Below are 9,451 nucleotides of genomic sequence, written 5' to 3'. Positions count from 1 at the left end.
TTGCAGGTGGAATAGGCCAACAACGGCGGTAAGTAGACCGTTTATAGCGGAGAAAGGCAAGTCGGGATCACAAAAGCAGAGTCTTCATCCATACAATATTTAAAAAGCAGTTAATCATGCCAGATTTCGAGAAATACACATCATATGATTTGTATCATTTATATCCAACCGTTAACAGATTACGGCAGATACACGCTAATAATCCGCCAAATTAATAGGTAAAACCCAACTCTTTTCGAGTGTGATTCAGGATCTCAGGGGGCAAGGGCAAATAGCCGTCATGAGTCACGCGCTTTTGCCCTTCTGGTGACAAAACGCGCTCAAGAAAGGCCGCAGTCAACGGCTCCAACGGCTTGCCCGGTGCTTTATTGATATAAATATACAGATAGCGAGATAGGGGGTAGCGGCCATCTTTAACATTCTCAGCCGTTGGCATCACATAATCCTGGTCGTTCGCCGACAAAGACAATGGCTTAACACCACTGTTTCGAAAACCAATGCTGGCGTAACCCATACCATTCAGTGAACCAGCGACAGCTTGCACCACGGAAGCTGACCCAGGCAATTCATTGATATTATTTGAAAAATCACCACCACACAGTACCAGTTGTTTGAAAAAGCCATAGGTACCGGAGGCAGAATTTCGGCTATAGCGTTGTATCGAGCGTTCAGCCCAGCGCCCTTTTAGCCCAAGTTCGCCAAAACGTTGGATGCGATGAGATTCCCCGCAGCGACGATTTTGCGAAAATACAGCATCAAGCTGAGATAAGGTGAGTTTATCCAGTGGATTATCCTGATGGACAAAAACCACCAATGCATCCACTGCGACAGGAATAGCAAGTGGTGGATAGCCATAACGTTCAGTAAATGCCGTGATTTCAGCCGCTTTCATTGGCCGGCTCATCGGGCCGAGTTGAGCGGCCCCTGCTGCCAGTGCCGCGGGAGCGGTTGAGGAACCTGCCGCCTGTATTTGCAAATTAACGCCGGGGTAATGATGATTGAAATCATCAGCCCATAAAGACATCAAGTTAGCTAAAGTGTCAGAACCGACACTGGAAAGATTACCAGACAGAGTATCTGGCTTTGGCGCATCGACCACTGTGGCTGGCGATACCGCGACAGGGAGTGCCAGGACGCCGCAGCTAAACCCTAGCAGAGCATGCAACAGCGCCAGTTTTCCCCATCTCATCAGTTTGATATCCATACAGTCTTAGGATTTGACTGCATTCTCGGTTAAAACCGTCGGAACAATCAACCGATTCGGTAAGGTAAAGATAAATCTCGTCCCCAGACCGATTTCACTCATCACATCCAAACGCGCATCGTGATGGCTCAAAGCATGCTTCACAATTGCCAACCCCAAGCCACTACCCCCGGTTTGTCGTGAGCGGGCTTTGTCCACCCGATAGAAGCGCTCGGTCAGGCGTGGCACATGTTCAGGGCCAATACCCGGTCCATTGTCACTCACCTGAAATTGTGCCCCTTGAGGTGTTCGCTGCCAGCACACCTCAATTTTGGTGCCATCAGGGGTGTGATTGACTGCATTATAAACCAGATTGGAAACCGCACTGCGCAGTTGATCTTCGTTACCGAATACCTTCAATTGCTCATTAATTCGGAAGGTGATCTCATGACGCCCATTACTCAGCGCTTGCACTTCGTGTTGTAGCATTTTCAGCATGCGCGGAATATCGACCTGCTCATTCATATCCACATTAGGTGCTGCTTCAATTCGCGATAACGTCAATAATTGTTTTACCAGCCCATCCATGCGCTTGGTCTGTTCTTGCATCGTCCCTAGCGCTTTATCTCGTAATGGCCCGACCAACTCTTGGTCGTGCATCATTTCCAGATATCCCTGTAACACCGTCAAGGGAGTGCGCAGTTCGTGGCTCACATTGGCAAAGAAATTACGCCGCGCCCCTTCCAACTGACGCATTTGGGTAACATCACGAGCCACCATAAGCAATTGCCCTTCTGAATAAGGCATCACACGGAACTCAACGTAATAACCATTATTGAGTTGCAGGGTCAATGGGCGGGAAAATTCTTGTTGTTGCAAATATTGACTAAATTCGGGATAACGCAGCAAGTTGAGAATATGTTGGCCGTTATCCTCCGGCCAACGGAAGCCGAGTAATTGCTGAGCCAAACCATTACACCAGAAAATATTGCCATCAATGGTCGTCATAACCACCGCATCAGGTAAAGACTCAGCACCACTGCGGAAGCGTTTGATAAGTAAAGCCAACTCACGACGCCGGCGGCGATTTCGCAGTTGCATCTGGTACAAGCCGTAAAATAAAGGCTCCCAACTCCAACGCCCTGAAGGTGGCGTCATGCTGCGGTCTAACCACAGCCAGTGTGACAACTTGAGTTGGTTATAGAAATTCCACACCAGCGCCGCAATAACCGAGACTAATAATAGCCAGGGAAGGTACCCGATAAAGGCACCTAACAGTAATGCGGGCAGACAAAAAAGAGCCAGCTCTAAAGCCAGCGTTTTCCATGATAAACGTTCTAACACAACGAATTCTCCGGCACTGAAAACTCAGTAGCGCGTTGAGAAACGGTATCCGGTTCCCCGGACAGTTTGTACCATTCTGTCATGGCCATCAATTTCCAGCGCCTTACGTAGCCGACGAATATGCACGTCAACGGTGCGATCTTCTACATAAACGTTAGTGCCCCAAACATAATTAAGCAACTGTTCACGGCTGTAAACACGCTCCGGGTGAGTCATGAAAAAATGCAATAATTTAAATTCGGTCGGCCCCATATCCAACGCTTGCTCATTGGCCATAACTCGATGCGAGGAGGGATCAAGGCTCAACCCTTGCATTTCAATCACTTCTTCAACCGCCATTGGCGATATCCGGCGCATAACCGCTTTGATGCGCGCCACCAGCTCTTTGGGTGAAAAAGGCTTGGTAATATAGTCATCCGCACCCACTTCCAAACCACGCACTCTGTCTTCTTCTTCGCCACGCGCTGTCAGCATCATCACCGGAATATCTCGGGTCAGAGCTTCACGTTTCATATGCTTAATAAACTGAATCCCCGAGCCGCCAGGTAACATCCAGTCCAGCAACACTAAATCAGGGTAAGGCTCGGACAAACGAGTTACGGCACTGTCGTAATCCTCGGCTTCTAACGGTTGGTAGCCATTCTGTTCCAACACAAAGCACACCATCTCACGGATTGGTGCTTCATCTTCAACTACCAGTATGCGTCTTGCCATCATCAACCCTGCCAGTAAGTTAGTGGTCACTATTTGATTTCGGAAGTCATTATGCGTCAGTTTTGTGACATTTTTATGAAAAACATCACCCTCTTGCAAGCAATAAGCATAGTGATAAATTTCATGATAAATGCAAAATGCAGCACTCAAGTTTGCGAGGCGTCTCGGAGATTTCCCTCACAGCCTTTTTTTAGCCGCGACATCCAGCAGGCAGCGTTTATAATCAGCGCCATTATCTTTAAACGGCGACCTGCCCGAGCGGGAGATTTATGCGCATTATTCATACCTCTGACTGGCATTTGGGCCAAAATTTCTTTACCAAAAGCCGTGCGGCTGAACATCAGGCATTCCTGCGCTGGCTCATAGAACAGATCAAAGAAAATCAGGTAGATGCGCTGATTGTGGCGGGTGATATTTTTGATACCGGCTCCCCACCCAGCTATGCACGTGAGCTATATAACCGTTTCGTGGTTGAACTACAACCGACGAACTGTCAGTTGGTTGTTCTGGGGGGCAACCATGATTCAGTATCAACGCTGAATGAATCTCGCGGCTTGCTTTCTTATTTGAATACCACAGTCATTTCCTGCGCCAGCAGCAATCTGGAGCAACAGGTTATTATTTTGAAAGACCGCCAAAATCACCCTGCGGCACTGCTGTGCGCGATTCCCTTTTTACGTCCACGGGATCTGGTCACCAGCCAGGCGGGTGAATCCGGTGGACAGAAACAGCTGGCGTTACAGGAAGCAATTGCTGCCCACTATCAGGCGCTCTACCAGCGAGCCATCGAGCTGCGTACCGAGTTAGGCCTGCCCTTGCCGATTATTGCCACCGGGCACCTCACTACGGTGGGTGTCACTGCCTCGGACTCAGTTCGTGATATTTACATCGGCACATTGGATGCTTTCCCAGCCCACGCTTTCCCCCCGGCAGATTATATTGCTCTGGGCCATATTCACCGTGCTCAGCAAGTAGCAAAAACCGAACATATCCGTTATAGCGGCTCGCCAATTGCCCTGAGTTTTGATGAGTTGAGCAAAGAGAAAAGTGTTTATCTGGTGGAGTTTGCCCAGCAGACATTAGCCTCAGTGACCCCAATCTTCATCCCACAATTTCAGCCAATGCAATTAATCAAAGGCGACTTAGCGCAAATTGAGCAACAGTTGACTAAATTTTCCGACCACCAGGGGTTACCGGTGTGGCTGGATATCGAAGTTGCCACACAAGATTATCTCACTGATATTCAAAGACGAATTCAGGCATTAGCCGCAGAACTCCCCGTTGAGGTGGTACTCTTACGCCGCAGTAAAGAACAGCGTAATAACAGTATTGAGCGGCAGGAAAAGGAAACACTCAATGAACTGAGTGTCACTGATGTATTTGAACGCCGGCTGGCGCTAGAGGCGGATTTAGCCGAACCACGCCAAGAGCGCATGCGACAGATGTTTAATCTGGTGGTTGAAGATATCACACAAGGTAAAGATACCGCAGAGGAGCAATCTGCATGAGAATTTTAAGTCTACGGCTGAAAAACATTAATTCTCTACAGGGTGAATGGAAGATAGATTTCACCGCCGAACCTTTTGCCAGCAACGGTTTATTCGCGATAACCGGCCCGACTGGGGCAGGGAAAACCACTCTGCTCGATGCCATTTGTCTCGCGTTATACCACCAGACCCCGCGGTTGAATGTCACCCCCAGCCAAAACGAACTGATGACTCGCCACACGGCGGAGTCACTGGCTGAAGTCGAGTTTGAGGTAAAAGGAACGCGTTATCGTGCTTTCTGGAGCCAACGGCGCGCTAAAAATAGCCCGGAAGGAAATCTGCAAGCGCCTAAAGTTGAGTTGGCGCTATGCGAAAACGGCAAGATTCTGGCCGATAAAGTGCGCGATAAGCTTGATATGGTTGCCGCAATCACCGGGCTGGATTTTGGCCGCTTTACCAAATCGATGATGCTGTCACAGGGGCAATTTGCTGCATTTCTCAATGCTGATGCCAATGATCGCGCGGAATTATTGGAAGAGTTAACCGGCACGGACATCTATGGTCGGTTATCTGAACACGTATTTGAGCAACATAAGCAAGCCAAGATCGCACTAGATGCATTGCATCAACGCGCCAGCGGTATTGAACTGCTAAATGAAGAACAGCGTGCAGATCTGGCGCAACAATTAGAGGTACTCGGTGAACAAGAAAAGCAGCTTGCTTCAGAACAGCGGGTAAATCAAAAGCAAATAAATTGGCTCACCGGATGGCAGCAACAGCAAAAAAATGTGTTGGAATATCAACAGCAGCAGAAAATCATTGAGCAAGAATATCTGCAAGTACAACCCGAACTGCAACGATTGGCCCGTAGTGAACCAGCAGAAAAGTTACGCCCCCTATTACGCGAGTGTTCCCGTAGCCTACGGGATTTGCAGCAGATACAACTGCGCATCACCACACTGACGCAGCAGCAACAGCAACTTCAAACACAACTGACGCCACTAGCTCAGGCGCTGGAGCAAGCCAATCTTGCCCGCCAGCAACACGCAACTCATCAGCATGAGCAAGAAATACTGATCGAGCAAAAAGTCGTTCCGCTGGATAACCTTATTGCTCAGCAGCAACACTCATTAATGCTACTAGGTACGCAACTGGAACAGTTACGCACCAAAAAACAGCAAAGTAAACAGCAACTTGAACTGAATGAACAACAGTCCAAGCTAGCTCACCAGCGCCTGCAACAACTGACTGAGTACACCCAGCAGCATGCCCACCATCAACACTGGGAAAAAAACCTACCTTTGTGGCGTGAGCAGTTCCGCCAATTACAAATGCAGCAACAACAATCAGTTGAAAGCGAACAGCAATTGCAACAGCAGGCCACGTTACTGGCGACCTTACAACAGCAAATTGACACACTGAATGAACAAGATAAACAGCAACAAGCTGCATTAGTACAAGCCCACTCGCAGACCGGTAGTATTCAGCAACAATTGTCAGCACTTGAGCAACAACAGCCCTCCGCGCAGTTACGCCAGCAACTCATCGAGCTACAACAACAACGGCCGGTGCGACAGCAATTAGCGGCATTATCGCCATTGGCGCAGCAAGTTCAGGCGTTGCATGATAAACAGCAACAGCAGTTTGTTGCCCAGCAGCAGCAACTACAATTACTCGAACAACAGCTAGCAGAAAAACGTCAGTTATATAAACAACACAAACAGCATCTGACTGATCTGGAAACTTTGCTGGAACGCGAAAAACAAATCGTCCGGTTAGAGTCTGAAAGAGCCAAACTGCAACCAGGAGAAGCATGCCCATTATGTGGTGCATTGGATCACCCAGCCATTACTGAGTATCAGGCAGTAAAACCCTCAGAAACGGCAGTGCGAGTAGAAGAACTGCGGCTTCAGGTTGAACAACTTTTCACTGCGGGAACTGAATTACGCACTCAGGTCGCAAGCATGCAGCAACAACAGTTGCGTCTGGAGCAAGAGTTACAGCACAGCCAGCAGCAACTGACAGATTATCACCAGCAATGGCATGCACTGACTCAAACATTAACGCTAACATTTGCGTTGAATGAACCTGAGACCTTAATAACCTGGTTGGAACAACAAGAACAATCAGAGCAAACCTGTCAGCTAAAACTGGCGGAATATGAACGATTGAATCAACAATATCAACAAGCTAAAGATATTCTGACTCAAGCAGAACAGCAGCTACAAAAACATCAGCAGCAATTGGCCCTAATTAGTCAGCGCCGACAAGATGCCGAGCAAGCGCACCAAAAGTTGCATGCACAGCATCAACACCAACTGGTTGAATTGGCAAAAACACGCCAAGACTTTAGCCATGCTCTGGCTGAATTATCGCTATCAATGCCTGAAGCAGACCAACAACAGAGCTGGCTGGCACTGCGGGAAGAGGAAAATCAACGCTGGCACCAGTATCAGCAGGAACAACAACAGTTGGCGCTGGGGCAAAAAGCACTGGAAACGCAAATTGAAAATGAACGTCGCCACTTGCAAGAGTGCATTGATCAGTTGTCCATACTCACACAACAATATCAGCAAACTGAGACACTGTTGCAGCAACAAAAGCAACAACGTCAGGCGCTATTTGGTGACCGCAGCGTGGTTGAAGCCCGTCAGTTATTGCGCCAACAACAGAAAAAAGTAGAACTGGCCCAACAAAATACAGCACAAGCCCTGCAACAGGCACAATCTCAACTTAACTTGCTCTCCGGCGAACTGACGGGGCTAGAACAGCAGTGCAAACAAAATCAACAACGAGTCACTACAGCCCAAGCTGAATTACGACAAGCACTGGCAAGTAGTGAATTTGATGATGAGGCAGCCTTAACCGCCGCGCTCCTGAGTGAGGAAGAAAGGCAGCGTTTGCAGCAATTGCAACAGCAACTGAGTGAGCGCCAGCAACAGGCCAATATCCGTCACCAACAAGCCAGTGAAGCATTGGCTCAACTGATACAATCTTGCCCTGATGGCGTCGACCAGACATCTGAGTTGGCGGTATTACAGCGGCAATCAGAACAATTACTGGCTCAACTGAAAGCCAATACCTTACGGCAAGGTGAGTTACGCAATCAGCTAGAAAGCGACATAATTCGCCGCCGCAACCAACATGCACTGTTTGAGCAAATTGAACATAGCCAGCAACAATATGATGACTGGAGCTATCTCAATCACTTAATTGGCTCTAAAGAAGGTGATAAATTCCGCAAGTTTGCCCAAGGCTTGACACTCGATCATTTGGTCTATCTGGCAAACAACCAACTCAGCCGCCTACATGGGCGCTATCAATTGCAGCGTAAAACCAGTGACGCGCTGGAACTACAAGTGGTGGATACCTGGCAAGCGGATGCTATCCGTGACACCCGCACCTTGTCAGGGGGAGAAAGCTTCCTGGTCAGCTTAGCTCTGGCTTTGGCGCTATCAGATCTGGTCAGCCATAAAACCAGTATTGATTCCCTATTTCTCGACGAAGGCTTCGGTACCTTGGATGCGGAGACACTGGATACGGCACTCGATGCCCTGGATAGCCTGAATGCATCGGGCAAAACCATTGGCGTTATTAGCCATGTCGAGGCGATGAAAGACAGAATCCCAGTGCAAATTAAAGTGAAAAAAGTCAACGGATTGGGTGTTAGCCGCTTAGATAACATCTTCCGAGTCAATCAAGACTAAGCATTTAGAGTTGCAGCCACGCAACAAGCGAGCAAATCCCGATGAACTTATTTATAACTAAGATCAACTATAAGTAAGTGATTCGGGTGCACTAGCACAGCTAACAACGCTGTGGCGTCAAGGACGAAGGGCCGGCCACAACCAAGCGGCCCCGCGCACCCCACTAGAATCCCCATGCACAGCTTTACGAACCGGGGTTTCGCACTCGCCGCCAAATACCCAAGGGCTAATTAACACAGGCAATGTTTTATATAGGCGGTCGACATTGCTCATCCCGCCGCCTAATACCACAATATCAGGATCAAATAGGTTGATAACATGGGCTAATGATTTGGCCAAGCGACGCTCGTAATTGACCATTACCTGCTCAGCCAACACATCACCTTGTTCAACTAACGCCATGATCTCATGGCCCTTAAGTGGTTGACCACTCAGGCGAAAATAATCCGTAGCAAACCCCGTTCCGGAGACAAAAGTCTCAATACAGCCTGATTTCCCACAATAACAAGCTACTTCCTGCTGATACTGCCGCTCTTCGTCATCCTGCCACGGCAATGGGTTATGGCCCCACTCACCGGAAATACCATTACCACCAGCATGCACACGCCCATCAATGGCAATACCTGAACCACAACCCGTACCAATAATGACTGCAAATACCAGATGCTTTCCAGCACCTGCACCATCTGTTGCTTCAGATACAGCAAGACAGTTGGCATCATTCGCCAGACGCACCGGGCGAGAGAGAAGCGTTGACAGGTCTTTATCCAACTCTTGTCCATTCAGCCAAACTGAATTGGCATTTTTCACCTTCCCGGTGAAAGGAGAAAGTGTCCCGGGGATACCCACGCCAACACTGCCCTGCTCCCCAGTAGCCTTTTCTGCATCGGCGACTAATCCCGCAATTGCCTGCAAGGTTTTTTGATAATCATGGCGTGGGGTGTCGACCCTTTTACGGAAAAGCTCCAGCCCATCATTTGCTAAAGCAATAACTTCTATTTTGGTACCACCCAGAT

At 48.6% G+C, this 9,451-nt stretch carries 6 protein-coding genes; 2 read left to right on the top strand and 4 right to left on the bottom strand.

The window, feature by feature from the left end; translation table 11 throughout:
- Window positions 1-211 precede the first annotated feature (211 nt).
- From ACNSO8_RS02955 to phoB, 3 genes are read right to left on the bottom strand one after another with little or no spacing between them, the layout of a single operon-like run.
- Window positions 212-1,189 carry a PstS family phosphate ABC transporter substrate-binding protein gene (locus ACNSO8_RS02955; protein ID WP_050333974.1) on the bottom strand — a complete coding sequence of 326 codons (978 nt, stop codon included), beginning with the start codon at window positions 1,187-1,189 and terminating at the stop codon, window positions 212-214.
- 21 nt (window positions 1,190-1,210) lie between these two features.
- Window positions 1,211-2,527 carry a phosphate regulon sensor histidine kinase PhoR gene (gene phoR, locus ACNSO8_RS02950; RefSeq protein WP_005160583.1) on the bottom strand — a complete coding sequence of 439 codons (1,317 nt, stop codon included), beginning with the start codon at window positions 2,525-2,527 and terminating at the stop codon, window positions 1,211-1,213.
- A 24-nt stretch (window positions 2,528-2,551) separates the two neighbouring features.
- Window positions 2,552-3,241, bottom strand: coding sequence for a phosphate response regulator transcription factor PhoB (gene phoB, locus ACNSO8_RS02945; RefSeq protein WP_026018045.1), 690 nt, complete (start codon window positions 3,239-3,241; stop codon window positions 2,552-2,554).
- A 269-nt stretch (window positions 3,242-3,510) separates the two neighbouring features.
- Here phoB and sbcD point away from each other — a divergent pair, with 269 nt between their 5' ends.
- Window positions 3,511-4,749 (top strand): exonuclease subunit SbcD, encoded by a 1,239-nt coding sequence (gene sbcD / locus ACNSO8_RS02940; RefSeq protein WP_418393777.1) that lies wholly within the window; start codon window positions 3,511-3,513, stop codon window positions 4,747-4,749.
- Window positions 4,746-8,435: an AAA family ATPase gene (locus ACNSO8_RS02935; protein WP_418393776.1), complete on the top strand. Its 3,690-nt coding sequence runs from the start codon at window positions 4,746-4,748 to the stop codon at window positions 8,433-8,435. Before sbcD ends, ACNSO8_RS02935 begins: the two co-directional genes overlap by 4 nt.
- Window positions 8,436-8,552: 117 nt before the next feature.
- On the opposite strand, the gene mak is transcribed toward ACNSO8_RS02935, so the two are convergent.
- Window positions 8,553-9,449 (bottom strand): fructokinase, encoded by an 897-nt coding sequence (mak, locus tag ACNSO8_RS02930; protein ID WP_418393775.1) that lies wholly within the window; start codon window positions 9,447-9,449, stop codon window positions 8,553-8,555.
- Between the last annotated feature and the right edge of the window lie 2 nt (window positions 9,450-9,451).

The organism is Yersinia sp. LJYL362 (genome assembly GCF_048323875.1).
This window is presented reverse-complemented; position numbering and strand designations above follow the sequence as displayed.